Source organism: Enterobacter sp. JS8-1 (assembly GCF_049187015.1).
GTDB lineage: Bacteria > Pseudomonadota > Gammaproteobacteria > Enterobacterales > Enterobacteriaceae > Enterobacter > Enterobacter mori.
In genome coordinates, this window is record NZ_CP185805.1 from 1,570,282 (window position 1) to 1,595,504 (window position 25,223).

Here is a 25,223-nt window from a genome sequence, read left to right on the forward strand (position 1 = left end):
GCTTACCCATGAAGCAGATCCTGCTGGTGGAAGACGACCACGATATCGCGGCGCTTCTGCGACTCAATTTAGAAGATGAAGGCTACGGCATCACCCACGAGCCCGACGGGGGCAACGCCCTGCAGCGTCTTGAAAAACAGCCGTGGGATGCGGTGATCCTCGACCTGATGCTGCCCAACGTTGACGGGCTCGAGATTTGCCGCCGCATCCGTCAGATGACGCGCTACCTGCCGGTGATCATCATCAGCGCCCGCAGCAGCGAAACCGACCGCATCACCGGGCTGGAAACCGGTGCCGATGATTATCTGGCTAAGCCGTTCTCGGTGCAGGAGCTGATTGCGCGCATCAAAGCGCTGTTCCGCCGCCAGCAGGCGATGGGGCAGGCGCAAACCGACGGTCAAATTCAGGCACACGGGCTGACTATCGATCCGCTGGCGCGCAGCGTGCTGCTTCACGGCCAGGTGGTGGATCTCACGCCGCGTGAATTCGAGTTGCTGTACTTCTTTGCCCGTCATCCCGGCGAGGTGTTTTCCCGGTTAGCGCTGCTGGAGCAGGTCTGGGGCTATCAGCACGAAGGCTATGAGCACACCGTTAACACCCATATCAACCGCCTGCGCATCAAGATTGAGAAGGACGCCGCCGAGCCGGAGATTATTCGCACCGTCTGGGGCAAGGGCTATAAATTTGCGGAGCCAAATCATGATGCGCCGCTTTAGCCTGAGCCAGCGCCTGACGCTGCTGTTCATCCTGCTGATGATGCTCTGCGCCACCGTCGCCTGCGCGGTACAGCTCTATAGCAGTACGCAGTACGGTAATGCGATGGTGCAGCGGCTGTCGGGCGGGCTGGCGCAGCAGATAGTCCAGCGCGAACCGATTCTGGACGCGCGGGGCAGGGTCGACCGAACGTCACTCAAGCCGCTGTTTGACCGGCTGATGACCTTTAATCCGAGCGTTGAGCTGTACGTCGTCTCCCCGGACGGCGATATCCTGGCCGATGCCGCACCGCCGGGCCACATTCAGCGGCAAAAAATCGACCTGGCGCCGGTTCAGACCTTCCTGAGCGGTACCGCTATTCCGGTATTGGGTGACGATCCGCGCAGCCAGAATAAAAAAGTCTTTAGCGCCACGCCGCTGCGGCAGGACGGTGAGCTAAAAGGCTATCTGTACATTATTTTGCAGGGCGAGGAGTCGAACGCGCTGGCGGAGATGGCCTGGCATAAGGCGCTGTGGAGCACGGTGCTGTGGTCACTGCTGTGGGTGGCGCTGTTTGGGCTGCTGGCAGGCTTGCTGGTCTGGTACTGGGTCACGCGCCCGGTAAAAGAGCTGACGGTCGAGGTCGCCGGGCTGGATCAGGACAGCATAAGCGCAATCAGACAACTGGCGCTAGAGACGCCGGACGCGACGGCAAAGGATGAAGTGGCGATCCTGCGCAACAGCTTTATCGAGCTGGCACGCAAAATTACCCAACAGTGGGACCAGTTGGCCGACAGCGATCGCCAGCGCCGGGAGTTTATCGCCAACATTTCGCACGACCTTCGCACGCCGCTCACCTCGCTGCTGGGCTACCTGGAAACCCTGTCGCTAAAATCCGCGACCCTGACACCGCAGGAGCACCAGCAGTATCTCGCTACCGCGCTCCGACAGGGGCAAAAGGTACGCCATCTTTCACAGCAGCTGTTTGAGCTGGCGCGCCTGGAGCACGGCGGCATAAAGCCGCAGCGCGAGCGGTTCGCGATGGCGGAGCTGATTTCCGACGTGGCGCAGAAATTTGAGCTCACCGCCCGCACGCGCGAGGTGAATCTGCATATTGACGTGCCGGGACCGCTGCCGCAGGTGTTTGCCGATGTGTCGATGATCGAGCGTGTGGTGACCAACCTGCTCGATAACGCGATGCGCCATACGCCGACCGGCGGGGAAATTCGTCTGGCGGTCTGGCTGGAGAATCAACAGCTTCAGGTCGAAGTGGCAGACAGCGGAACGGGCGTCGATGCCGCGCTGCGAGACGATCTGTTCCAGCGGCCGTCGGCATTGACGACCCAGGCGTCGCGTGAGAATCGCGGCGGGTTGGGGCTGTTAATCGTTAAGCGGATGCTGGAGTTGCACGGGGGTGGGATCAGGTTGATGGAGTCGATGAGCGGGGCGCGGTTCAGGTTCTTCGTGCCGTTGTGAGAGAGTGCCGGGTGGCGCTGCGCTTACCCGGCCTACAACTCCCCCCGTAGGCCGGGTAAGGCGCAGCCGTCACCCGGCAAAAACCATTACTGTGGGAACCACTGCTCGCTGATTTTCTGATACGTACCGTCCGCTTTAATCGCTTTCAGCGCGCCGTTCAGTTTTTCCAGCAGGGCCTTGTTATCAGGGCGTACCGCGATACCCAGGCCTGTACCAAAGTACTGCGGATCGGTCACTTTCTCGGTTGCCGTTCCCAGCTGCGGATTGGTTTTCAGCCATTCGTTCACCACGGCGGTGTCACCGAATACACCGTCGATACGGCCATTTTTCAGGTCGATAATCGCGTTCTGGTAGCTGTCATAGGCCACGGTTTTCACTTCAGGATGTTTGTCCTGCAGGTATTTCTGGTGCGTGGTGCCGTTTTCCATCCCGATGCGTTTGCCTTTCAGCTGATCGAAAGAGGTATAAGCGCCTTTCTTCGCAATCACCACCGCCGAGTTGGCGTAGTACGGGTCGGTGAACGCAACCTGCTTGCTGCGCTCAGGCGTGATATCCATCCCGGAGATCACCGCATCGTATTTTTTGAATTTCAGCGACGGGATCAGGCTGTCGAAGGCATGGTTGGTAAAGGTGCAGTCGGCCTGCATCTGTTTGCACAGCGCTTTCGCCAGGTCGATGTCGAAACCGACGATCTGGTTGCTGGCATCCAGCGATTCAAACGGCGGATAGGTGGCGGAAACGCCAAAATTGATTTTATCCGCAGCGGATGCGCCAGCGGCGAAGGTTGCCAGTAATGCGGCCAGAACTAACTTTTTCATTGTAATGCTCCCGTCTGTCTATCTTGTCATTATGCGCCGTGTCTGCGGCATGGATGTACAATGCCAGTTAATGAATTTATATGCAATAAATATGATTAAATATTGTATATCACACAAAAAAAAGCGGATAACCCATCAGGTTACCCGCCTTTGATATACAGATTTATGCATTTGGCAGGTTAATTTCTGCGCTCAAACGCCAACGCTTTACGCTCGATCAGGCGCATCATCAGCGTCAACAGACCGTTGACCACCAGATACACCAGCCCCGCCGCCCCAAACACCATGACGTCGTAGGTGCGTCCGTACAGCAGCTGTCCGTGGCCCATCACTTCCATCAGCGTGATGGTGTAGGCCAGAGACGTACTCTTGAACACCAGCACCACTTCGTTGGAATAGGAGGAGAGCGCGCGCTTGAAGGCATACGGCAGCAGGATCGCCAGCGTGTCTTTCTTGCTCATGCCCAGTGCCCCGCAGGACTGCCACTGTCCTTCAGGAATGGCGCGGATCGCCCCGTAGAACAGCTGGGTGGTATAGGCCGCACTGTTCAATGAGAGCGCAATCAGGGCACACAGCCACGGCTCAGAGAGCAGATGCCAGATAACCGGATACTCCTGCAGCGACGGGAACTGGCCCGGGCCATAGTAAATCAGGAAGATCTGCACCAGCAGCGGCGTGCCGGTAAACAGGGTGATGTAGGCACGCACGATCCACACCAGCACCGGCGTTTTCAGCGTCAGGATGATGGTGAAGATCAGCGCCAGGATCAGCGCCACGACGATGGACGCCACGGTCAGCGTCAGGCTGGTGTGCAGCCCCTTCATCAGCTCGGGTAAGTAGTCAAGCATCAGCCCGGTCTCCGTTCAAAACGCGTTGCACGCAGGTCGATGCGTTTGAGGATGTACTGACTCAGCAACGTGATCACCAGGTAGATCGCCGCCGCCACGATGTACCAGGTAAACGGCTCCTGGGTACGGGTGGCGATACTTTTGGTCTGCAGCATTAAATCGTTCACGCTGATGAGGCTCACCAGCGCGGTATCTTTCAGCAACACCAGCCACTGGTTACCCAGTCCTGGCAGGGCATGACGCCACATCTGCGGCATCACCAGGCGGAAAAAGATCGCCGCTTTCGACATGCCGAGCGCCTGGCCGGATTCCCACTGTCCTTGCGGAACCGCCTTCAGCGCCCCGCGCAGCGTTTGTGACGCGTAGGCAGAATAAAGCAGGGAGAGGGCAATCACGCCGCACAGGAACGGGCTGACGTCGAAGTTTTCAATCTGCATCTGCACTGGGATTTGTGCAAAGCCGAGATTGATCGTGAAGCCGTCCGACAGCGTCAGCAGCAGCTGTGAGGAACCGAAATAGATAAACAGGACCACCAGAATTTCCGGCAGCCCACGCAGCACGGTCACCAGTGCGGAACCTGTCCAGGCGATGGGGAACCATTTTGCTGATTCCCACACCGCAAAGAACATCGCCAGCACAAGGCCGATAATCAGTGCGCAAACGGCAAGGCCGACGGTCATCCCGGCGGCGCTTGCTAATGGAAGAATTTCATTCATCAGGAATTACTTCTGGAACCATTTTTGGTAGATGGTTTCGTAGGTGCCGTCTTTCTTCACTTTTTCCAGCGCAGCGTTGAATTTCTGCTGCAGCTCAGTGTTGCCCTGACGCACGGCGATGCCCAGACCGGTACCGAAATAGGCTTTATCGGTCACTTTGTCGCCCACTGGCGCCAGCTTGTCGTTAGCTTTCAGCCATTCAGTCACCACCGCGGTATCACCAAACACGCCGTCGATACGGCCGTTCTGCAGATCCAGCTTCGCGTTCTGGTAGCTGTCATACGGAACGGTGGTGATTTCCGGATGTTTATCCATGATGAATTTCTGATGCGTGGTGCCGTTCTGCACACCCACTTTCTTGCCTTTCAGCTGGTCGATGGACGTGAACTTGCCTTTCTGCCCGATGAACAGGGCGGAGTTATCGTAGTAAGGGGTAGAGAACAGCACCTGCTTTTCACGCTCAGGGGTGATGTCCATACCGGCCATTACGGCGTCGATGCGGCGGAACTTCAGGCTCGGGATCAGGCTGTCGAACGCCTGGTTGCTGAAGGTACAGGTCGCGTCGATCTCTTTACACAGGGCGTTAGCCAGGTCTACGTCGAAGCCCACAATTTTATTGTTCGCATCGATAGACTCAAACGGAGGATAAGACGCTTCGGTGGCGAAACGAATGGTCTGGGCTGCGGTAGCGGAAAGGGTAACGCCAGCAAGCAGCACGGCAAGTAATACTTTTTTCATTATATTTCCCCTGACACAATCAATGAGATAAATAGTTTTTAAAGGCATCGGTTTGCGGGTTAGCGAAGCAGCCCGCATCACCTTGCTCAACGATATACCCGTTTTCCATATACACCACGCGGCTGGCGGTTTTACGCGCCACTTCCACCTCGTGGGTCACGATCACCTGCGTAATATTGGTTTCCGCCAGCTCGCGAATAATGCTCACGATCTGGGCGGTGATTTCAGGGTCCAGCGCCGCGGTAGGTTCATCAAACAGCAGAACCGCAGGCTCCATCATCAGCGCGCGGGCAATCGCCACACGCTGCTGCTGACCGCCGGAGAGGTGCAGAGGATAGCGATCGCTGTACGGCTTAAGACGCAGACGTTCCAGCAGCTTTTCGGCACGCGCCATCGCCTGGTCCTTGCTTAAACCGAGCACGCGGCACGGGGCTTCAATCAGGTTTTGCTGAACGGTCAGGTGCGGCCAGAGATTGTATTGCTGAAAGACCATGCCCACGTTTTGACGCAGTTCACGAATCGCTTTATCAGACGGCGTTTTCGCAAAATCAAAATGGTTACCGGCAATCGCCAGCGTACCCGAGCGGGGCATTTCAAGCAGATTGAGGACACGCAGAAGGGAACTTTTGCCTGCGCCGCTTGGGCCGAGCAAAACCAGCGTTTCGCCCTCCGGGCAGTTCAGCGTGATGTCGAACAGCGCCTGGTGTGCGCCGTAGAAGCAGTTAATGCCGTTTAGTTTAATACTCATCGGGGCAGTCTTTACTCATCCAGGCAATCTATAGCAATTGAGGCCGCAGATAGTACCGTTGACAGAATAGTTATGCAATATTTCTGCGTTAAAAGTTAAATATAACCCGTATTTCCTCTTAAACATAGCACAAAATAGCGAAGGGCAAGGGGGGCGAGTATAAATGTCGGCATTCCGCGAGAAATGCCGGACATTTTACGGGGTTAACAATTATTTAACTGATGCTTTAGCGGTTCTCAATCGACTGTCGCAGCGTGCCTGCCGGGGCATGAACGCTGCCGCCGATGTAGCGTACATCGTCGACGGCCCAGCACTGGCCTTCGCGGATCATCAGCACTTCATCCTGCCAGGACTGGGTGCCCTGGGTCAGCTTCACGCGCAGCGGGATATTGCGCGCATCGGTGTTTGGGATGGTGGAAGCACTCGCGACTTCGGCGCTGTCGGGCAGCGTTGCGCGGCTGGAGAACGGGTCCGACTGAAGCAGCGCGTTATGCTGCGGATCGCGGGTCGCATCGTTCAGCAGTTTGGCCAGACCATCGCTCAAATACGGACGAAGGGCAGTAAGATCGTTACCGCGATGCTGAATACGATAATCATAGAACTGTTGCGCCACGGTATCCGGGCCACCGTCAATGCAGGGGCCGCTGCGGGTACCGATATCCTTAAAGGCTGGCGTGACCGGGGTGGTGCACGCGCTGAGCACCAGCGCGCAAGGCACTAAAAGCGTTAAAGCAGAGTAGCGCATGTTGATTTCCTTATTTATTAACTATCCTTTCAATCATAGCGTAACGAACCGATAATGCTGGTGGTAAGGCATTGAACGCTAAAGAAGGAGAGAAAGTATGCAGTTTTCCACCACCCCAACCCTGGAAGGGCAGCCAATTACCGAGTATTGCGGCGTCGTGACGGGCGAAGCGATTCTGGGCGCCAACATCTTCCGCGACTTTTTTGCCGGTATTCGCGACATCGTCGGCGGACGCTCGGGTGCTTACGAGAAAGAGCTGCGCAAGGCCCGCGAAATTGCCTTTAAAGAGCTGGGCGAGCAGGCAAAAGCGCTGGGCGCCGATGCCGTTGTCGGCATTGATATTGACTACGAAACGGTCGGTAAAGACGCCAGTATGCTGATGGTGAGCGTAAGCGGCACGGCGGTGAAAACCCGTCGATGAAGCGTTCGCTTTCAACACTCCTGCTGGCGCTGCTGCTGGCAGGGTGCGCCACGGAAAAAGGCGTTATTGATAAAGGTGCCTACGAGCTGGATACCCGCCACCAGGCGCAGGCGGCCTACCCGCGTATTAAGGTGCTGGTTATCCACTATACCGCGGATGATTTTGACAGCTCGCTGGCGACCTTAACGGACAAAAATGTCAGCTCCCACTATCTCATTCCGGCAATTCCTCCTGCTCCTGATGGCAAACCGCGTATCTGGCAGCTGGTGCCTGAAAGCGAACTGGCGTGGCATGCCGGGATCAGCTTCTGGCGCGGCACCAACCGTATCAACGATACGTCGGTGGGGATTGAGCTGGAGAACCGTGGCTGGCAAAAAACGTCTGGCGTTAAGCACTTTACCCCTTTTGAGCCTGCGCAAATTGCGGCGCTGGTGCCGCTCGCCAAAGACATTATCGCCCGCTACAACATCAAACCTGAGAACGTGGTAGCCCATTCGGACATCGCCCCGCAGCGCAAAGACGATCCCGGTCCGCTCTTCCCCTGGCGCGAGCTGGCGCAGCAGGGAATTGGCGCCTGGCCTGACGCCGGACGCGTCGCGTTCTATATGAACGGGCGACCGCCGTATCAGGTGGTGGACACCGCAGCGCTGATGGATTTACTCGCGCGCTATGGCTACGAGGTGCCAGACAACAGCACGCCTGCCCAGCAGAAGCGCATCATCATGGTGTTCCAGATGCACTTCAGGCCGCAGCTGTGGAACGGCGTCGCTGATGTGGAAACGATGGCCATCGCTGAAGCTCTTTTAGAGAAGTACGGGCAGGGATAATCCTTCAGGAATACCCTGAACAAATAGATTAGCTTTGAATGCTCTTCAGATTAATCTTAAGTACATTCTCAATTCATTTTAAGTTAATTGATTTAAAATCGCCCTCAATTAAGATGGACTCATCGATTCAAGACATGAATCAATTTTAAAAACCAGCGCTGGTTCGGTTTTTTTAATTTTAAAAGAATACAAAATTAACTTTACGGCAACATCAATATTTGCCGAAAGCTTTCTCCTTTAAACATCTTAATTAGGTATATCAATGTTAACTATTTTTGGTAAAAGCACGCGTCCCCATAATGAAATGGCAGCCATTATTGAAGCAACCTCAGACTATGAGGAGAAAACATTAAGAAAATGGCAAAAGATATCAACGGAAAAATCAGATGATATTCATATCATTGTCAGTGGCGAAGTTGAGTTTCGCCGTTCCTCTGATGATTTATGTATTTTCACCCTACAGGGGCAGTGTATCTTTGGTCTCTCCGCCATTTTTTATAACTCTACACATATGCACGGCGTGGTTCGCAGCAATGCGGTTGTCCGTTCAATAAATAAAGAAGAATTCCACCGTTTAATGACCCAGCACGATCTGTGGCCAGATTTAACCAAAGTGCTGGCATGGTATATCTGTATGCTCAGCAAACGTGATGACGTTTTAGTTGCCCGCAGTGCCTATTCCGTAGTGCGTGAATTCCTGATTGAAATTAACGAGCTGATTGTACAGCATCAGCGAGATATTAATATTTATGATTACATTCAGGAATACACTAACCTGGCGCGCAGTACCATTATTAAAATCCTCTCAGACCTGAAAAAAGGTCAATATATTGTGGTGGAAAAAGGGCGACTACTCAGCCTGTCCGCCTTACCTGAAAAATATTAATCCCCTCCGGCGTCTCCTTTTATGACAGAAGGAGACGCGCTCTGCGTTTCATCAACCGGTGGCGCGGGCATTTTCCCCTTCGACATATCATCCTGCTGCTGTTTTAACGCCTGCATAAACAACTCTTTTAACGCGCTGTCGTCATCCGATTTCATTGCCTGTTCGTGTGCCTCGGTGCCCGGCAAGGTATCGCGCGAGGTGTCATGCGTGGCCGGGCTATCCGGTAACGCGCCATCGGGGGCCTGCTGCCAGTCATTTTCGTCGCTATTAATGGGCATACTGTTCATCGGCGGCAAATTTTCCTGCATTTTTAACGGCTGGGGTTTTGGATGTGGATGCGGGAACGGCTTCGTCACGTATACGTAATGCATATCAGACAGCGTAGTTTCCGGTTTCGCCACGCTCACCTTTTTTATCACAGGTGCCGGGTGGCGCAAATTCCAGTAAACGTGCGCATAAAGGCCGGCCGCGATCAGCGCACACAGCCCAAGACACCACAGCGCGGTCACGCTGAGGATTTTACTGAACGACGGTAAACGCCATGAGAACCAGACCGGCTCCCCGGTGGTATAGCTACGCTGGGCAGCAAGGCAGATGGTAGACATTATGCGTGTTTCTCTTGCGTAGTCGGGTTGGCCTGGGTTGTCTGGATCAATACGCTCGGCGTGGTATGGGTTTCGCGCATCAGTTGCATCAGCGTGTCTTCGCCCGGAATACCGTCAACGCGAAGGTGCATTTTCTGCTGGAATTCGCGGGGGCGTTTCATCAGCTCCGCCGTCCAGTTTTTATCGTGCGTTTCGCTTTCGCCCAGCGCCACGCTCAGCTGCTGATCCAGCCATTCGAGATCTTTGCTACCGCTGGCGGCGGTGATTTCGTCTTTGCCTTCCGGCGTCAGGCGATGCAGGACGGTGTAATTCCCCGTCGCGTGCTGGTTATACCAGGTGCGGCTCACCTGCCAGGTGCGATTATTCATCAGCAGGTCGAGGGACTCTTTCCCCGCGCGCGCCACCACGGCGTAGTTAATATGATCGCCCGTTTTCATTTCGCTGACCCACGGATAACCTTCATTCGCCAGCGAGTCCAGGGTGGCATTTCCCTGTTTACACATCAAATTCACTTTACCGGCATTCTGACACAGCGCGTCGTCGGCTGACGCGTCATACCCCCACATGGCGTAAAGCTGATGCATGGCATCAGGCTGGTTTACCACTTCATGTTCGATGACCGGCAACACCGGCGCGTCTGGCGTTTTAACCGGCTGTTTCCAGCTGGCCGGTACCGGCAGCGCGACCGGCAGTTTTGCCGTGATGGAAGAGGTCATCATCCAGCCGCAGGCGGCGAACAGCACGGAGGCGAACAGCCCGATGGAGGCTAGCGCTTTACCGCGTTTCGGTGCCGGAAGCACTTCGCCACACGCCAGACGCAAATGGCGCGGTCCGACGTTTGGCGCGCGTTCGGTCCACGCGGCCAGCATGGAAAGGTGCGCCAGCTCGTTCAGCTTGCTGATGTTGCCTTTGGTCAGGGCGTGGATCTTTTTCACGCGAGCGGGCGTCAGCGGGGAGACGTCCGCGCCATGCTCCTGGCACTGGGCGTCAACATAGCTCAGAAATTCTCGGCAGGTCAGGTTGCGCAGGGTGTGGCTGGTCAGAACAAATTCCTGCAGCGCGGAGTCTGTCAGCATCGTCTCCCGATCTTCACTGCCCATCAGGATGACCGACAAACGCACGTCCAGCTCCTGGGCACGCGTCAGCAGCATGGCCAGCACATCATAGCTGTTGTTTTTCATCGCTTCAGCGTGCGTGATGACCAGCACCTTTTGCGTTGCACGGGTATCTCGCCACTGGCGCAGCACGGCATCCACGGCCTGCAGTTTATTTTTGCTCTCTTTCGCCGACGGGTTGAGCTTATACAGCAGGCTGCTGGCGCTCAGCTTTGGAAACGCGTTAATTGAGACGACGGCGCTGCTGCTCTTCAGCGCATCGCTGAACTGCCCCAGCAGTTCACTGTCGTGGTAAAAGAGCCCGGTGATCCCTGCCTGCTGGCTTTTCTCTTTCAGAAGATTGAACACATCCTGATGATACGGCACCAGAAAATCGCCCGATTTACGGGTGATTGTTCTGAACGGAGGGGTACTGAATTTAAAATGGCTCTGATACATAGCGACTGACCGTCTCTTCTCTTTAATAGCAATGGGCGAAAAGTACGGGATGCACCAGTCCTGGTCAATTTAACACCAGAGTAAAAATAACCTGCCGTCGGTCTCTAACATTCCCCTTTTTTCCGGTCAATACATTTCTTCATGAAAGTTAATAGCAAAGCAGATGGTCGGCATTCAGGGTGCTGATTATTATTAACTCACTAAGTGATGCAGCACGTCGCTGCGAATGACTGCTTTGCTAAAAGGCCGGATAAATAATGAGGAACGCACTCCTTTCCCGTGTAATGACACCCTGCATTATGCTTGTCATGCTGATATTTTGCAGCCAGCAGGGTTATGTCGTTTATAAAGATTATAAGAAAGTTACGAATAAGTTAGCGAATGCGGATAAGCCGGCGCTAAAAAACCGTGACGCTGAAAAAAACTTTGGCCTTTTCACCGCCGCAGTGCGTCAAAGCGACGCGCCCGCTGCGGTAAAAGCGCCGTTATCCGCAGAAATCGAAGGCATTATTCGCAGCGATGAATCCTGGCTGTCGTTTGCCGTGATCAAGACGCCCGCCGGGCAGCAGAGCTACCGGGAAGGAGAGCCGCTTGTCGGCTTCGATGACGCCTATGTGGATGAAATTAATAAAGATAACGTCGTTGTGCAGTACGAGGGGGCGAAACAGACGCTGGCCCTCAATAAACCGGCGTATTTTAAGGGCGGCGTTGACAGCGGCCCGGTCACCAAATCGAAAAAAGATGCAGGCGCCGACAGCCTGCATCTCGATGATTATCTGGTGTTAAAACCGTTAATCGATAAGGGCCAACTGGAAGGCTTTAATATTAATCCACGGAATGCGTCTCCTTTTTACAGCGATACAGGGCTGGAAAAAGGGGATGTGGTAGTGAAAGTCAACGACGTCGATATGACGAAAGAAGCGCAGGCGAAAAATATCATCGCCAACTGGTCGAAAATGAAAGAGGCGGAGGTCGTCGTCAGGCGGCACGCTCACCTTGAAAATATTCGGGTTAATGTTTTAAACAATTAACAAGTGTACATCATGAAGAAATTTCCGTGGGCGTGCGTGGCGCTGACCGCATTGTCGTTATATTCCAGTTCGCTGCTTGCAGCCAACTTTAGCGCCAGCTTTAAAAATACCGATATTCGCGAATTTATCGATACGGTAAGTCGCAATCTGAATAAAACCATTCTCGTCGACCCGTCCGTTCAGGGCACCGTGTCGGTGAGAACCTATAACGTGCTGTCAGAAGATGAATATTATCAGTTCTTCCTGAGCGTGCTGGATCTCTACGGCCTGTCCGTTATTCCGATGGATAACGGCATGGTCAAAGTGGTGCGCTCAAGCGTGGCGCGTACCGCCGGTGTTCCGGTGGCCGACAGCAAAAACCCGGGCAAAGGGGATGAGATCATCACCCGCGTGGTGCGCATGGAAAACGTGCCGGTGCGCGAGCTGGCCCCGCTGCTGCGTCAGCTGAATGACGCCTCCGGTATCGGGAACGTGGTGCACTTTGAACCCTCGAACGTGCTGCTGTTAACCGGTAAAGCCTCGGTGGTGAACCGCCTGGTGGACCTGGTTGAGCGCGTGGATCGTTCCGGCATGCAGCGTCGTGAAATTGTGCCACTGCGCTATGCGTCCGCCAAAGAGCTCTCCGATATGTTGAACAACCTCAACAACGAAGAGCAGAAAGGGCAGAACGCGCCGCAGCTGGCGACCAAAGTGGTGGCCGATGACGAAACCAACAGCCTGGTGATCAGCGGCACCGAAGATGCGCGTGCGCGTACCCGCTCGCTGATTGGCCAGCTCGATCGCGAGCAGAATAACGAGGGCAACACCCGGGTCTTCTACCTGAAATACGCCAACGCCTCGAAAGTGGTGCCGGTGCTCACCGGCATTGGCGAACAGCTGAAAGACAAAGCCGGTGCGGCGAAGAGCAAAACCACCTCAACGTCATCAAGCGACCTGAATATCACGGCCGATGAGTCCACCAACTCACTGGTGATCACCGCCCAGCCAAACGTCATGAACTCGCTGGAGAAGGTGATCGACAAGCTGGACATTCGCCGTCCGCAGGTGCTGGTGGAAGCCATCATTGCTGAAGTGCAGGACGGTAACGGCATGGATCTCGGTGTGCAGTGGACCGGCAAGCACGGCGGCGTGCAGTTCGGTTCGACCGGTCTGCCAATCAGCCAGATCAAAAACGGCACGATCAAAGGCGCTTCCTTTACGGGCCTGGCGACCGGCTTCTTTAACGGCGACTTCGGTGCGCTGATGACCGCGCTGTCAACCACTGGCAAGAACGACATTCTTTCCACCCCAAGCGTAGTAACGCTGGATAACAAAGAAGCCTCGTTCAACGTCGGTCAGGATGTGCCGGTGCTGTCCGGCTCCCAGACCACCAGCGGCGACAACGTGTTTAACTCGGTTGAGCGTAAAACCGTCGGTACCAAGCTGAAGATTGTTCCGCAGATCAACGACGGGGACATGATCCACCTGAAGATTGAGCAGGAAGTCTCCAGCGTGGACGCCAGCGCCACCGAAGACGCCAGCCTTGGCCCAACCTTCAACACCCGTACCATCAATAACGAAGTGATGGTTCACAGTGGCCAGACGGTCGTGCTGGGCGGGCTGATGGAGAACGTTAATAAGCAGAACGTCTCGAAAGTGCCGCTGCTGGGCGACCTGCCGCTGGTGGGCCAGCTGTTCCGCTACACCTCGCAGGACACCTCAAAACGTAACCTGATGGTGTTTATCCACACCACCGTGCTGCGCGATGACGACAACTACAGCGCGGCGACGAAAGAGAAATACGATCAGATCCGCGCGCGTCAGCAGCAGCGTATGGAAGAGCAAAAACTCGGCATTCTCGAAAACAGCGATAGCCCGGTGCTGCCGGCCTATCCGAAGCAGAGTCACGCGACGCCCGCAGGCGTAACCGCGACGTCAGCGTCCCGCAACCCGTTCAAAGAATAAGCGGAGGTGACGCGTGGATGAACTGACGAAACAGCTTTGCACCAGCAGCTTCGCGAAAGACAACGGCATCCTGTACTGGAACGACGCGGTCTACATTCGTGAAGACGTGCCCGCGTTCGCGCTGCTTGAGATGCGCCGGGTGCTGGGGCGCGCCTTTGTGCCCGAGACGCTGAGCGCTGAAGCGTTCGATGAAATGCTGGCCAAAATCTGGCAGCAGAACAGCGGCGTCTCGCAGCAGCTGGTGGACGACATGGATGCGGATATCGATCTGATGGCGTTAACCGAGGAGATCCCGGACAACGAAGATCTGCTGGATAACGACGAAAACTCGCCGGTGATCCGCCTGATCAACGCCATTCTCGGCGAGGCGGTGAAGGACGGCGCATCGGATATCCATATCGAAACCTTTGAGCGCACGCTGAGCATCCGTTTTCGCGTTGACGGCGTGCTGCGCCCGGTGCTGCAGCCTGCGCGCAAGCTCGCGCCGCTGCTGGTGTCGCGTATTAAAGTCATGTCGAAGCTCGACATCGCCGAAAAGCGTCTGCCGCAGGATGGTCGTATTTCGCTGCGCATTGGCCGTAAAGCGATCGATGTGCGCGTGTCGACCATTCCCTCGCAGTACGGCGAGCGCGTGGTCATGCGTCTGCTCGATAAGAGCAACCTGAAGCCGGACATCAACAAGCTCGGACTCATCGATGAAGAGCTGGAAAAACTGAAAGGGCTGATTGGCCGCCCCCACGGCATTATCCTGGTCACCGGGCCGACAGGCTCGGGTAAAAGTACCACCCTGTACGCCATTCTGTCGGCGCTGAACGGGCATGAACGCAACATTCTGACCGTCGAAGATCCGATTGAATACGAGCTGGAAGGGGTGGGACAGACGCAGGTCAACCCGCGCGTGGACATGACCTTTGCCCGCGGCCTGCGCGCGATTTTGCGTCAGGATCCGGACGTGGTGATGATCGGGGAAATTCGTGACGGCGAAACCGCGCAAATTGCGGTGCAGGCGTCGCTCACCGGTCACCTGGTCATGTCTACGCTGCACACCAACAGTGCGGCGGGGGCCATCACCCGTCTGCGGGATATGGGCCTCGAGTCCTTTTTGATCGGTTCGTCGCTACTTGGCGTCATTGCCCAGCGTCTGGTGCGTCGGCTGTGTCCGCACTGCCGTACCACTAGTCCGCTGGATGACAATGAAAAAGCGCTGTTTAGCTTTATGGATAAGCCGCCGAAGGCCATCTATCGCGCCGTCGGCTGCGAGCACTGCCGCCAGAGCGGGTATCAGGGACGCGCGGGCATTCATGAGTTTCTGGTGGTCGACAGCACCATGCGCCGCGCCATTCATGAAGACAAAGATGAAATGTCCATTGAGACCGAGCTTTTCAAACAGGCCTACAGCCTGCGCGAAAACGGCCTGATGAAGGTCATCAGCGGCGTCACCTCGCTGGAAGAGGTGATGCGCGTAACCGCCGAGCGTGGAGGCGATGAATAATGGCTTTCTACGCGTGGACCGCCACCGATGCCGCCGGGAAAACCCAGCGCGGCACGCTGCAGGCGGAAGGGCCAAAGCAGGTACGTCAGTCGCTGCGCGAGCAGAAGCTGATGCCGCTCACCATCACCGAAACCCATGAAAATGCGGCCAGCGCAAAAGCCAAAACCGGGGCCAAACTCTCTGTGCCGGTGCTGTCGATGTTTACCCGTCAGTTGTCGACGCTGGTTAACGCGTCGCTGCCGCTGGAAAGCGCCCTGAAGGCGATTTCGAAGCAGACGGAAGACAAAAAGCTGGCGGCGATGGTGGTCGAAATCCGCGAGAAAGTGGTGGAAGGCCATACCCTCTTTGACGCCTTCAGCCAGTTCCCGCGCACCTTCGACAAGCTCTACTGCACGCTGGTGATGGCCGGGGAAAAAACCGGCCATCTGGGCGATGTGCTGGAGAAGCTGGCGGAGTACAACGAGCAGCGTCAGAAGATGAAAAGCAAGCTGACGCAGGCGATGGTCTACCCGATTACCCTGACGGTGGTCGCCGTGGCGGTCATCAGCATCCTGCTGGTGGCGGTGGTGCCGCAGGTGATCGAGCAGTTTGTGCATATGAAGCAGCAGCTGCCGATCACCACCCGCACGCTGATCGCGGTGAGCGATTTCCTGCAGGCGTACGGGATCTATATTGCCGGAGGCCTGTTCGGCGCGGCTGTCGGCTTTAAGGCCTGGGTGAAGAAAAAGGCCAACCGTTTTCGCTGGAACAGCTGGCTGGTGAACGGCTCGCCGATCAAAAAGCTGGTCTGCGCCATCAACAGCGCGCGCTATATCCGCACGCTCAGCATCCTGCAGGCCAGTAGCGTGCCGCTGCTGGAGGGGATGTATATCGCGATGGACGGAATCGAAAACCTCTATGCCCGGCAGGTGCTGGAGCAGGCGGCAGATACCGTGCGTCAGGGGGCGTCCCTGTATAACGCGCTGGACCAGGCGAAGCTCTTTCCGCCAACCATGCTTTACATGATTGCCTCCGGCGAAGAGAGCGGGGAATTAGGTTCATTAATGGATCGCGCCGCGGAAAACCAGGAATCGGCATTACAGCATCGCATTACGTTAACACTGTCGGTCTTTGAACCGGCACTGGTGGTGACAATGGCGACAGTGGTTTTATTTATCGTGCTGTCAATATTACAACCGCTTCTTCAGCTCAATAATATGGTGGGTTAAATATGTCCTTAAAAAGAAATAGCCTGAAACGTCAGGCCGGGTTTACGTTGCTCGAATTAATGGTGGTCATCGTTATTCTTGGCGTCCTCGCCAGTATGGTGGTGCCCAATTTAATGGGAAATAAAGAAAAGGCTGATGCCCAGAAAGCCACCAGCGATATCGTGGCGCTGGAAGGTTCGCTGGATATGTACAAGCTGGATAACCACCGTTATCCCACAACAGAGCAGGGGCTGCAGGCGCTGGTGACCAAACCTGAAATCGCGCCGATCCCGAAAAACTATCGTGACGATGGCTATATTCGCCGCCTGCCGGAAGATCCGTGGGGCAATGATTATATTCTGGTCAGCCCGGGTGAACATGGCGCGGTAGATGTTTTCTCTGCGGGTCCGGATGCCGAAGCCAATACGGCTGATGATATTACCAACTGGTCTTTAGATAAAAAAGAGAAGTAATGAATAAGCAACGTGGATTTACTTTGCTGGAAATTATTCTGGCGCTGGTGATATTTGCCAGCTGCGCCATGATGGTGGTGTCGACTATTCCCTCGCGCAGCGGTGCGGATATTTTCGGTCAGCAGTTAAAAGCCCTCGTTGAATATGGTTCAGACCGTGCGGTGATGGACGGCAATATCGTCGGGCTGGTGGTCACCACGTCTGAATATCAGCTGGTGACCTGGGCCAAAAAAGACGGCGAACGTCACTGGGAGCCGTTGACCGCCGGGCGCATCGTCACCCACGGCCAGTTCCCGGAAGAGATGCACGTCTCGCTGTCGCCTCAGCGCATTGCCGCCACGACTGACACCGCGCCGCAGATTGTCTTTTTGCCGGACGGCGAAATCAGTCGTTTCACGCTTTCACTGCAGAGTTTCGACAAAAAGCAGCGCTTTAGCGTGGTGTCGCAGGGGGCATCACCGGTATCGGTAGAGAACGATGACTAAACGTAAAGAACAGGGGATGACCCTGCTGGAAGTGATGGTCGCGCTGGTCATCTTCTCCACCGCCGCGCTGGCGCTGATGAACTCCGTCTCGCTGAACGTGCGCTTCACCCATGGCCTGGGCGATTCGCTGCAGGCGAGCTGGGTGGCGGAAAACCAGCTGGCGGAGGCAAAACTGAATAACGCGCCGTTCCCCGATGCCCTGCAGACGGGCACGGAAACGATGGGCGGACGAAACTGGACCTGGCGCAAGCAGCGGGTAAAAACCGCGGAAAACCGCTTTGCCGATGAGGTGCAGGTATACGCCGAGGGCGATGAAGATAAGCCGGTGATTACCTTGCAGGTGATGGAACCCGGAGAGTCAAAATGAGTAAGCACGCTCAGCGTCAGCAGGGCTTTACGCTGCTGGAGATCATGATTGCGCTGACCATCTTTGCGGTCATCAGCTTGCTTGCCTGGCAAATCCTGGACGGGGCGATGCGTACGTCGAACGCCACCGACGTGGCGGCCACCCGCTTAAACCAGCTTCAGCGCGCCTATAACCTGCTGGAGCGGGATTTCTTCCAGCTTCAGGCGCGCGCCCCGCGCAACGAGCCTGACGTATTTGTCCAGAGCAAAGACGGCCTGGCGCTGACCACACTGAACGGCGTGAGCGGTCAGGTTCAGCTGGAGCGCGTGCGCTGGCGGTTAAAAGATAAAAAGCTGTGGCGGGATATCTGGCCGGTCATCGACGGTCCGGCGGATGCGGAGCCGGAAGAGGTGCCGATCCTCAGCGATGTTAAAGAGATGTCGTGGCGCTTCTGGAAAGCGAGCTGGCTGGACAAATGGACCGACACGGCGCACCAGCCGGACGGCGTAGAGCTGCTGCTGACCATGGAGAACGGCGATACCTGGCGCTGGGTGTTTACCACGCCGGGGGACCTGCCGATTGCTCCAGCGGCACCCGCAGAACAAACGCCAGCGGCGCCGACCGATGCGGCGACGCCTGCGCAACCGCAGCCGACACCCGCCCCGTCAGGAGAAAACAAATGAGCGGAAAATCGGTTCGGAAACAGCGCGGTGTCGCGCTGCTGGTGGTGTTAATTTTGCTGGTCATGATGTCGGCCCTGGCAGCCAAAATCAGCCAGCAGTTCTGCCGCAATCTGCAGAAAACACGCTATCAGGTGAGCCAGCAGCAGCTGCGCTGGTCCATTCAGAGCCAGCAAAAAACCATTGAAGATCTCCTCCAGACCTACGCCAGCGGCGAAAGCAAAGGCCTGTCGCCGAAGGGGGAATGGTCGGAGCCGGTAGAGACCGAGGGCGAACACTACACCGTGGTGAGCCAGGTGGAGGATGCCCAGACCTGCTTTAACGTCAATAACCTGCTGGCGGCGGATCAAACGCCCGCTGTACAGACCGCAGGCGCGCTGCCGGAAAAGCCGGTGAAAGAGCGCATCGTCGAGCAGCTTCTGACCGACAGCGGCATTTCTGCGGGGGACGCTGAAGAGATTTACCAGCAGCTGCTGGACTATCTCGACGGCGATACCACCACGGCAAAAGAGGGGCTGGAGACGGATGCCTGGGCGGGCGTGGAGCCCGCGCGCCAGCCCGCGAATCAGATGATGCGCACCCCGAGCGAGCTCAAGCTGCTGCCCGCGTTTCCGGCGGCGGCCTACGACAAGGTCAGCAACGTGCTGTGCGCCTTGCCCGACAGCGCCAGCAAGGTGGATGTGAATACGTTGACCGGGGAACAGGCGCCGCTGCTGGCCGCGCTGTTTATCGGTTCGCTGAGTGAGGACGAGGCCGCCCGTCTGATCGCCTCCCGCCCCGAAGAGGGCTGGGCGTCGATGGAGGCGTTCCTGAAAGAGCTTGAGACAAATTATCCGCAGACCAAAGACGCCCTCAAGCAGGTTCAGGCGTTGCTTGCGGTGAACAGTAACTATTTCCGGGTCAACAGCACCGGCAATACCGATGATTTAACGCTGCGCGTTGTGAGCCAGCTTCATGTTGATAATGAAGCCGGGAAGGTGATTACCTGGCAACGTCGCTACCGAATGGTTGAATAACACAAGACGAACTCTATGAAACAGGTGCTTTTTATTCGTCCCGACACGCACGAGGACGGGAACATAATGTGGTGCGAGTCCGGTAGCGACCAGGTTGGACAACGCCAGGGACTGGCGTCACTGGCGGAACTCGCCGGTCATGCGTTAGCGGCCAGGGTCTGTCTGTTACTGCCCGCCAGCGAGATGATATTCCGTCATTTCACGTTGCCCAAAAAAGGGAATGTTGAATTCTCGTGGCTGGCAGAAGAAACGCTGATTGGCGACGTGGACAACCTCCACTGGACGGTGCTGAACAAGAAAGGACGTGACGTCGACGCCGTGGCGATCGATACCGACCGCCTCCGCTACTGGCTCAACCGCTGTACCGAGGCCGGGCTAACGGTGGTTCAGGTCTTACCGGACGCGATCCTCCTGCCGGTGAACGACGGAGGAAACACGCTGGTCTCTGTGGATGACGGCTACTGGATGCGCTACTCGCCGTTTGGCGCCTGTGAAACCGACGCCGCGCTGCTGCCGCTGTTGCTGGGCCAGCAGTGCACGGGTGACATCGTCTGCTATGGCGATGCGCCAGCGGGCGTGCAGGTGGATGAGCAGCTGGCCTGGCAGCATCCGCTGGTGCTGATTCAGCCGCAGTGGAAAAGCGGCAAAGCCAGCCTGCTGCACGGCGAATTTTCAGCCAAAGGCGAGAGCGCCGGTTTCCGCTATGCGAAATCAACTATTGCCGCCGTGACGGTGCTGAGCCTGGGGCTGCTGATTGGCCCCCGCGTCGGCATGGCCTGGATGCTGAGCAGCCAGGAAAATCTGGCCCAGCAGCAGATGGTCGAGCTGGCCCAGCACTACTTCCCGACGCTGCGCCAGACCACCAACCTGAAATACCACTTCGGGCAGAACATCAAAAAAGAGAAGAAAGGATTCTTTCTTCAGCTGGAGGCGCTGGAGCAGATAAAGCAATCGCTCCCTTCCGTCGAGCTGAGCGAAGTGGGATACGACGACGCGCAGGATCAGCTCACGCTGAACATCAGCGCGATGGATCCTACCGCGCTGCAGGCGTTCGTCAATAAGGCGACTGACACCTTCGACTTTACGCTGCAGCCGGTCTCCAGTGAGGCGCCTTATACCGCTATCATCACAGGGAAATATAAATGAAAGAGAAAATTGGACAATTAAAATCTCGCTACCTGAGCTACAGCCCGCGCGAGCGTAATCTGTTTAAACTGTGCGGCGCGGCGCTCTGCTGCGCCATTATCTGGTACGGGGTCATGACGCCTCTGGATAATATTATTAAGAATGAGCAAAGCACGCTGCAGAAACAAAAACAGACCCTGAACTGGATGCGCGCAGAAATTAATAAAAATCATCTTCAGGCCAAAGTAGTAAAAACCAGTAATCCACGAAGCGTGGTGGAAGAGAGTGCCAAAGAGATCCACGTTGCGCTGAGTAATATTCAGCAGGACGGTCAAACCCTGTCCTTTAATATCGACCGGGTAAACGTCTATGAACTGAAGAGCTGGCTCAGAGAGGTGAATTTAACCGCCGGCGTGCGTCTTGAAAAAATGGATCTTACCCCGGTGGATCACCTCAGCGACGTGAAGGCGCAGATTAAACTCTCCTGGGCGAAAGCGGCATGAACCCGCTGACGCTGCTTCAGGGCAGCCAGATGCCCGCCCTGTGCCTGATGAGCGGTGCGCTGGGGGGCATTATCGGCAGTTTTTTAGGGGTGGTGGCAGAGCGCATTCCGCCGCTGGTAAAAGAAGAGGAGGGGGCGGGTAATTTGCTGTTTCCGGCTTCTCACTGTCCTGTCTGTTCTCATCGCCTCTCCTGGTGGGAGAACATTCCTGTTCTCAGCTGGTGCGCCCTGCGTGGCCGCTGCCGCTGCTGTAACGCAGCGATACCGGCGCGGCTGTTATTCCTTGAACTGTCGAGCGCGTTCTTTTTTGCTCTGACGGCAGCGTTTGCACCCTCGCTGGCGGGCTTGCTGGCGCTGTGGGTGCTGTGGTGCGGCCTGCTGCCCCTTGCCACTATCGATGCGAAACATATGCTCCTGCCGGACTGCCTGACCCAGCCGTTGCTCTGGGCGGGTCTGCTGTATCACGCGTTCAGTCATACCTTACCGCTGTCGGATGCCCTGTATGGTGCGGCGGCTGGGTACCTGTCGCTGTGGCTGATCTTCTGGGCGTTTCGCCTGACCACCGGCCGTGAGGGATTAGGCTACGGTGATTTCAAGCTGCTGGCCGCGCTGGGGGCGTGGTGCGGCTGGCAGGCATTACCATCTTTATTACTGGCGGCTGCATTAAGCGGCATCGCATTGTATTTTCTTTTTTATAAAGCTGTTAAAGAAAATAGCGTTATTCCGTTTGGTCCGATGTTGTCACTGGCTGGATTGACTATTTTTATTCTCCAGACGCTGTAATTCACATTCTGATTTGTGCGGTCAAGTTTTTTTTGAAATTTTTTCGATAAGGGAATGGAAGGACTTAATTTAATTCCCGGCGTATTGTAAGGAACATAAGCTGTAAGGATTATCGCTCATGTCTTTTTATGGAGGATATTTTAGCGTATTACCTGTTTTGCACAATTATGTATTGTCCGCAGTTTTATTGAACTGGCTTATTCACGACTCGCCCATGCTATATGGAATGCATGGTTATTTTAATTTTCACAAATAATGTTATCAGGAATTAATAATGAAATTTATGAAGCCTAAATATCTGGCCCTTTTTGTTGCGGCTGTCTCCGGCACCGCATTCGCCGCCGCGCCAGGTACGCCTTCAATCAGCAGTGGTAATGATAAATTTGCCCTCGTTGAAATCGACCAGGCCGCACAGGATTACGGTACGCTCGTTAAAGTGCACAACGATGGCGTGGACGTGAAAGTGGAGTGGAACGTCTGGAGCGGCGATGCGCCAACTTCCGGTAAAGTTCTGCTCGACGGTCAGACCGTGTGGTCAGGCGCTGCCGGTGCGTCCGGCTCCGCGACCTTCAAGGTCAAAAAAGGTGGCCGCTATCAGGAACAGGTTGAACTCTGTAACACCAGCGGTTGCTCCAAAAGTGCAAGCAAGCTGGTTATCGTAGCGGATACCGACGGTAGCCACCTGCTGCCACTGAACGGCGCAATGAAGGAAAATAACAAAACCTTCTCCCAGCACACCGATAAAGTGGTTGGCGCTTACTTCCCGGAGTGGGGCGTATACGGTCGTAACTTCCCGGTTGATAAAATCCCTGCTGCTAACCTGAACCACATCCTGTATGGCTTCATTCCAATCTGTGGCGGCGACGGTATTAACGACGGTCTGAAAACCGTTGAAAACGGCAACAGCTTCGCCGCGCTTCAGCGCGCGTGTGCTGGCCGCCAGGACTTCACCGTGGCGATCCACGACCCGTGGGCGGCGCTGCAGAAACCGCAGTCCGGCGTCTCTAACTGGGACGACCCGTACAAAGGTAACTTCGGCCAGCTGATGGCGCTGAAAAAAGCGCATCCAGACCTGAAAGTGCTGCCATCTATCGGCGGCTGGACCATGTCCGATCCGTTCTTCAAAATGAACGATCCGGCTATCCGTGCGCGCTTTGTCTCCTCAGTGAAAGACTTCCTGACAACCTGGAAATTCTTCGACGGCGTGGATATCGACTGGGAATTCCCTGGCGGCGGCGGTGTGAACGAAGCGCTGGGCAACGCACAGCAGGACAAAGCGACCTATACCGTACTGATGCACGATCTGCGTGCCATGCTGAACGAACTGTCAACACAAACCGGTCGTACCTATGAGCTGACTACCGCAATTGGTTCCGGTAAAGATAAGATTGAAGACGTGGATTACACCACGGCGCAGCAGTACCTCGACCATATCTTCCTGATGAGCTATGACTTCTACGGCTCATGGAGCAACACCGAACTGGGTCACCAGGCTGCGCTGCACGCACCAGCGTGGCGTCCGGATACCAACTACACCACCTCTAACGGCGTTGACGCGCTGCTGGAGCAGGGCGTACAGCCAGGCAAAATCGTTGTCGGTGCGGGCATGTATGGCCGCGGCTGGACAGGCGTTCACGGCTACACCGGCAACAACCCGTTCACCGGCACCGCGACTGGCGCAGTGAAAGGGACCTGGGAACCAGGCGTGGTTGACTATCGTCAAATTGTGAACGAGTACAAAGGCAAGCCAGGCTGGGAATACGGTTATGACGCGGATGCGGAAGCACCGTACGTCTTTAACAAATCCACCGGCGACCTGATCTCCTATGAAGATGCCCGTTCAACCACCGCGAAAGGTAAGTACGTGCTGGCGAAAAACCTGGGGGGGCTGTTCTCCTGGTCTATCGATTCCGATAACGGCGACATCCTGAACGCGATGAACGAAAGCCTGCTGGGCAGCTCAACGCCGGTTGATCCGGTAGTGACCAACCACGCGCCAGTTGCGGCTGCAGCGGATCAGTCCGTGACCGGTCCGGCAAGCGTTACCCTGGATGGTTCAGCGTCTACCGATCCTGATGGTGATGCAATCACCTACAAATGGACCCAGATCTCTGGTCCATCCGTCACGCTCACCAACAGCAACAAAGCGAAAGCGACCTTCTCCGTTGGCGCGGTCACCAGCAATCAGACGCTGGCATTCCGTCTGACCGTAACCGATGCGAAAGGGCTGAGCAGCACCGCTGACGTGCAGGTTCTGAACAAAGCACCTAAGGCTAACCAGGCACCGGTTGTGAACCAGATGCAGGCCGTGACCCTGGAAGCTGGCCAGTCTTATGCGCTGAACGTGCAGGCTGCGGATCCAGACGGTGATGCGCTGACCTATACCTGGAGCATTCCATCCGATATGCACGCCACCGGTACCAATACCTCAAGCGTACAGATCACTGCACCAGAGGTTACCACTGACTCAAGCTATACCCTGAGCGTGGTGGTGAGCGACGGTAAAACCAGCGTACAGTCCAACGTACAGATTACCGTGACGCCGAAAGCGACCCCGGTTGTGCCTGATGAAGAGACTCCTCCGGCTGACGAAGGTACCAACCCATCTGATGAAGGCACCAATCCATCTGACGAAGGGACTGCCACAGGCAGCTGCGACAACCCGGTTGATGCCAACGCCAGCAAATATGCTGCGTGGGAATCCAGCAAAGTCTACAACAATGGCGATCTGGTAAGCGCTGATAACCTGGTCTGGAAAGCGAAGTACTGGACTCAGGGCAACAAGCCAGGCTTTGGTGCAGATGCATGGGAACTGGTCAGCCAGGTGAAAATGAACTGGCGCGCTGACACGGTCTACAACGGCGGCGACAAGACGACCTACCAGGGCTTCGAGTACCGTGCGAAATGGTGGACCCAGGGTGATAAACCAGGTAACAGCGATGTATGGGTGAAAGAAGGCGCGTCAGCTGACTGCAAATAATCTTCTGAGCCTGAAATTGTGGGTGTGATATCCGCCCACAATCACAGACCACACCCCGCTTCGGGTGTGGTCTGTAACTAAAATATTTAACAGGACGTGTTTGAG

At 55.9% G+C, this 25,223-nt stretch carries 26 protein-coding genes; 18 read left to right on the forward strand and 8 right to left on the reverse strand.

Going from position 1 to position 25,223, the window contains the following annotated elements:
- Positions 1-8: 8 nt before the first annotated feature.
- Entirely contained in the window at positions 9-716 is a 708-nt protein-coding gene (locus tag ACOQH0_RS07395) for a response regulator transcription factor (RefSeq protein WP_421511883.1), read from the forward strand.
- Entirely contained in the window at positions 700-2,169 is a 1,470-nt protein-coding gene (locus ACOQH0_RS07400) for a sensor histidine kinase (protein WP_421511884.1), read from the forward strand. Before ACOQH0_RS07395 ends, ACOQH0_RS07400 begins: the two co-directional genes overlap by 17 nt.
- Before the next feature lie 86 nt (positions 2,170-2,255).
- On the opposite strand, the gene artJ is transcribed toward ACOQH0_RS07400, so the two are convergent.
- From artJ to ACOQH0_RS07430, 6 genes are all read right to left on the reverse strand, one after another.
- The gene (gene artJ, locus ACOQH0_RS07405; RefSeq protein ID WP_021240923.1) at positions 2,256-2,987 is read right to left on the reverse strand and encodes an arginine ABC transporter substrate-binding protein ArtJ; all 732 of its coding nucleotides are present in this window, start codon (positions 2,985-2,987) and stop codon (positions 2,256-2,258) included.
- A 179-nt stretch (positions 2,988-3,166) separates the two neighbouring features.
- Entirely contained in the window at positions 3,167-3,835 is a 669-nt protein-coding gene (artM, locus tag ACOQH0_RS07410; RefSeq protein ID WP_010429086.1) for an arginine ABC transporter permease ArtM, read from the reverse strand.
- The gene (gene artQ / locus ACOQH0_RS07415; protein ID WP_421511885.1) at positions 3,835-4,551 is read right to left on the reverse strand and encodes an arginine ABC transporter permease ArtQ; all 717 of its coding nucleotides are present in this window, start codon (positions 4,549-4,551) and stop codon (positions 3,835-3,837) included. The genes artM and artQ overlap by 1 nt, the downstream gene beginning before the upstream one ends.
- A 6-nt stretch (positions 4,552-4,557) precedes the next feature.
- Complete coding sequence (artI, locus tag ACOQH0_RS07420) at positions 4,558-5,289, reverse strand: arginine ABC transporter substrate-binding protein ArtI (protein WP_010429090.1); 732 nt, start codon at positions 5,287-5,289, stop codon at positions 4,558-4,560.
- Between the two features lie 19 nt (positions 5,290-5,308).
- Positions 5,309-6,037 (reverse strand): arginine ABC transporter ATP-binding protein ArtP, encoded by a 729-nt coding sequence (gene artP, locus ACOQH0_RS07425; protein ID WP_010429094.1) that lies wholly within the window; start codon positions 6,035-6,037, stop codon positions 5,309-5,311.
- Positions 6,038-6,263: 226 nt separating this feature from the next.
- Entirely contained in the window at positions 6,264-6,782 is a 519-nt protein-coding gene (locus ACOQH0_RS07430; RefSeq protein ID WP_010429096.1) for a lipoprotein, read from the reverse strand.
- Between the two features lie 97 nt (positions 6,783-6,879).
- Between ACOQH0_RS07430 and ACOQH0_RS07435 the strand changes: the two genes are divergently transcribed.
- The 3 genes from ACOQH0_RS07435 (at position 6,880) to ACOQH0_RS07445 (ending at position 8,916) form a co-directional block, all read left to right on the forward strand.
- A complete protein-coding gene (locus ACOQH0_RS07435) occupies positions 6,880-7,203 on the forward strand; it encodes a heavy metal-binding domain-containing protein (protein ID WP_006174327.1) in 324 nt (107 codons plus the stop codon).
- Positions 7,200-8,030 carry an N-acetylmuramoyl-L-alanine amidase gene (locus ACOQH0_RS07440; protein WP_421511886.1) on the forward strand — a complete coding sequence of 277 codons (831 nt, stop codon included), beginning with the start codon at positions 7,200-7,202 and terminating at the stop codon, positions 8,028-8,030. The genes ACOQH0_RS07435 and ACOQH0_RS07440 overlap by 4 nt, the downstream gene beginning before the upstream one ends.
- Positions 8,031-8,292: 262 nt before the next feature.
- Positions 8,293-8,916 (forward strand): helix-turn-helix domain-containing protein, encoded by a 624-nt coding sequence (locus tag ACOQH0_RS07445; protein WP_237846611.1) that lies wholly within the window; start codon positions 8,293-8,295, stop codon positions 8,914-8,916.
- On the opposite strand, the gene ACOQH0_RS07450 is transcribed toward ACOQH0_RS07445, so the two are convergent.
- Positions 8,913-9,521: a hypothetical protein gene (locus ACOQH0_RS07450; RefSeq protein ID WP_421511887.1), complete on the reverse strand. Its 609-nt coding sequence runs from the start codon at positions 9,519-9,521 to the stop codon at positions 8,913-8,915. The two genes, ACOQH0_RS07445 and ACOQH0_RS07450, sit on opposite strands and share 4 nt — an antisense overlap.
- Positions 9,521-11,074: a peptidoglycan-binding protein gene (locus ACOQH0_RS07455; protein WP_421511888.1), complete on the reverse strand. Its 1,554-nt coding sequence runs from the start codon at positions 11,072-11,074 to the stop codon at positions 9,521-9,523. Before ACOQH0_RS07455 ends, ACOQH0_RS07450 begins: the two co-directional genes overlap by 1 nt.
- A gap of 299 nt (positions 11,075-11,373) precedes the next feature.
- Here ACOQH0_RS07455 and gspC point away from each other — a divergent pair, with 299 nt between their 5' ends.
- The 13 genes from gspC to ACOQH0_RS07520 all read left to right on the forward strand — a co-directional run bounded on the left by gspC (position 11,374) and on the right by ACOQH0_RS07520 (position 25,118).
- Complete coding sequence (gene gspC, locus ACOQH0_RS07460; RefSeq protein ID WP_421512332.1) at positions 11,374-12,105, forward strand: type II secretion system protein GspC; 732 nt, start codon at positions 11,374-11,376, stop codon at positions 12,103-12,105.
- A gap of 12 nt (positions 12,106-12,117) precedes the next feature.
- A complete protein-coding gene (gene gspD / locus ACOQH0_RS07465) occupies positions 12,118-14,049 on the forward strand; it encodes a type II secretion system secretin GspD (protein WP_421511889.1) in 1,932 nt (643 codons plus the stop codon).
- A gap of 13 nt (positions 14,050-14,062) precedes the next feature.
- Positions 14,063-15,541, forward strand: coding sequence for a type II secretion system ATPase GspE (gene gspE / locus ACOQH0_RS07470; protein ID WP_421511890.1), 1,479 nt, complete (start codon positions 14,063-14,065; stop codon positions 15,539-15,541).
- The gene (gene gspF / locus ACOQH0_RS07475; RefSeq protein ID WP_421511891.1) at positions 15,541-16,749 is read left to right on the forward strand and encodes a type II secretion system inner membrane protein GspF; all 1,209 of its coding nucleotides are present in this window, start codon (positions 15,541-15,543) and stop codon (positions 16,747-16,749) included. The genes gspE and gspF overlap by 1 nt, the downstream gene beginning before the upstream one ends.
- A gap of 2 nt (positions 16,750-16,751) precedes the next feature.
- The gene (gspG, locus tag ACOQH0_RS07480) at positions 16,752-17,201 is read left to right on the forward strand and encodes a type II secretion system major pseudopilin GspG (protein ID WP_059310662.1); all 450 of its coding nucleotides are present in this window, start codon (positions 16,752-16,754) and stop codon (positions 17,199-17,201) included.
- Positions 17,201-17,686, forward strand: coding sequence for a type II secretion system minor pseudopilin GspH (gspH, locus tag ACOQH0_RS07485; RefSeq protein ID WP_089599014.1), 486 nt, complete (start codon positions 17,201-17,203; stop codon positions 17,684-17,686). Before gspG ends, gspH begins: the two co-directional genes overlap by 1 nt.
- Positions 17,679-18,053 (forward strand): type II secretion system minor pseudopilin GspI, encoded by a 375-nt coding sequence (gene gspI, locus ACOQH0_RS07490; protein WP_421511892.1) that lies wholly within the window; start codon positions 17,679-17,681, stop codon positions 18,051-18,053. The genes gspH and gspI overlap by 8 nt, the downstream gene beginning before the upstream one ends.
- Entirely contained in the window at positions 18,050-18,715 is a 666-nt protein-coding gene (gspJ, locus tag ACOQH0_RS07495) for a type II secretion system minor pseudopilin GspJ (protein WP_411777939.1), read from the forward strand. Before gspI ends, gspJ begins: the two co-directional genes overlap by 4 nt.
- The gene (gene gspK, locus ACOQH0_RS07500; protein ID WP_421511893.1) at positions 18,712-19,728 is read left to right on the forward strand and encodes a type II secretion system minor pseudopilin GspK; all 1,017 of its coding nucleotides are present in this window, start codon (positions 18,712-18,714) and stop codon (positions 19,726-19,728) included. The genes gspJ and gspK overlap by 4 nt, the downstream gene beginning before the upstream one ends.
- A 15-nt stretch (positions 19,729-19,743) precedes the next feature.
- Entirely contained in the window at positions 19,744-20,874 is a 1,131-nt protein-coding gene (gene gspL, locus ACOQH0_RS07505; RefSeq protein WP_421511894.1) for a type II secretion system protein GspL, read from the forward strand.
- Positions 20,871-21,356, forward strand: coding sequence for a type II secretion system protein GspM (gspM, locus tag ACOQH0_RS07510; protein ID WP_421511895.1), 486 nt, complete (start codon positions 20,871-20,873; stop codon positions 21,354-21,356). The genes gspL and gspM overlap by 4 nt, the downstream gene beginning before the upstream one ends.
- Positions 21,353-22,138 carry a prepilin peptidase gene (locus ACOQH0_RS07515; protein WP_421511896.1) on the forward strand — a complete coding sequence of 262 codons (786 nt, stop codon included), beginning with the start codon at positions 21,353-21,355 and terminating at the stop codon, positions 22,136-22,138. The genes gspM and ACOQH0_RS07515 overlap by 4 nt, the downstream gene beginning before the upstream one ends.
- A gap of 274 nt (positions 22,139-22,412) precedes the next feature.
- A complete protein-coding gene (locus ACOQH0_RS07520; protein ID WP_421511897.1) occupies positions 22,413-25,118 on the forward strand; it encodes a glycosyl hydrolase family 18 protein in 2,706 nt (901 codons plus the stop codon).
- Positions 25,119-25,223: the final 105 nt, after the last annotated feature.